The organism is Zavarzinella formosa DSM 19928 (genome assembly GCF_000255705.1).
GTDB classification, from domain to species: domain Bacteria; phylum Planctomycetota; class Planctomycetia; order Gemmatales; family Gemmataceae; genus Zavarzinella; species Zavarzinella formosa.
This window is the reverse complement of the sequence record NZ_JH636453.1, coordinates 91,037-92,195: the sequence shown is the minus strand read 5'-3', so window position 1 is coordinate 92,195 and position 1,159 is coordinate 91,037. Positions and strand designations below refer to the sequence as shown.

The 1,159-nt window shown below is 58.5% G+C and carries 2 protein-coding genes; one reads left to right on the top strand and one right to left on the bottom strand.

The window, feature by feature from the left end:
* Window positions 1–12 precede the first annotated feature (12 nt).
* On the top strand, window positions 13–765 hold the full coding sequence (locus BGIM_RS0144855) for a polymorphic toxin-type HINT domain-containing protein (protein WP_157369926.1): 753 nt from the start codon (window positions 13–15) through the stop codon (window positions 763–765).
* 18 nt (window positions 766–783) lie between these two features.
* Here BGIM_RS0144855 and BGIM_RS0144850 read toward each other — a convergent pair.
* A partial coding sequence (locus BGIM_RS0144850; RefSeq protein ID WP_020475525.1) for a transposase occupies window positions 784–1,159 on the bottom strand: 376 nt, incomplete at its 5' end.

Sequence of the window (1,159 nt, the reverse complement as noted above, 5' to 3'; positions counted from 1 at the left end):
TGGTTCGGCGGGATGATCGACCTGCTGGGGGCCGGGCTGGGACTCTACCAGGCCAGCAAGGCCTGCTTCGTCGCCGGCACCCCCATCCGCGGCGAGCATGGCAGCCGTCCCGTGGAGGAGTTCCAGGTCGGCGAACGGGTCTGGTCACGCTCCGAGAACGACCCCTCGGGCCCGGTGGAGTTGAAGGAAATCGAGGAGGTGTTCGTCCGCTTCGCCCCGGTGATCAGCCTCCACGTCGGCGGGCAGGTCATCGGCACCACCGGAGAACACCCCTTCTATGCGGAAGGCAAAGGCTGGATCGCGGCCCACGACCTGACGCCCGAGGATCGCATCCTGACCGAAGACGGCCGCTGGCTGAACGTCGAGGAGGTCTTTGACACCGGCGAATGGCAGACCGTGTATAACTTCAGAGTCGCCGACTATCACACCTGCTTCGTCGGAGACACCGGGCGGGAGCTTTTCCTCGCCGTGTCTGGCACAACCTTCATGACCGCGCCAGCCGCCATTGGCGTGTCGCACAAGCCTTGCGACGACTTCGGAATCTCCGAAATCGAAAAAGCAGACGGGTTTGGCGGAACTTCTTTAGCTGGACTTGTGCGCTTTTTGAAAGGCATGGTCTTCAAATTGCCGCAAAAACACGTGCTTGCGGACGATTTGGCGATTCATAATGCTTGCATGGGTGTCGAATCAACCCAGTTGAGCGCCGAAAAAACCTTGGATTCCCAAGTGTTTTTGTTGTCTGAAAAATCGCACAATTCGAGTTAAGAGCAAATAAAAAAAGGCTCATCCGAGAAGTTCGTACTTGGCTCGATGGATTGAGTAAATGCGAAGGTGGAAGAATTCTTGGTCACGGTAGCCATAGGCCTGTCGTTGCAGGGTCTTGATTTTGTTGTTCACCCCTTCGAGGGGGCCGGTCGAAATCGGACAGCGATGGTAGTTCAGCAGGCCGGTCCGGTGCATCTGGAAAGAACTCGCCATCTTCTGCAACACCGACAGCTTGGACGCCTCGGCCCGCCGACACCAGTCGTCCAGAAACCGGGCGGCGTCTTTCGGGCTCCCCTGCTCCCAGAAGTGGCGAAACTCTTCTTTCATGTAATACGCCGTCGCCAGCGGTTGGTTGATCCGCAGGGCTTCTTCCAGCCGGGCGCGTTCCCCTTTG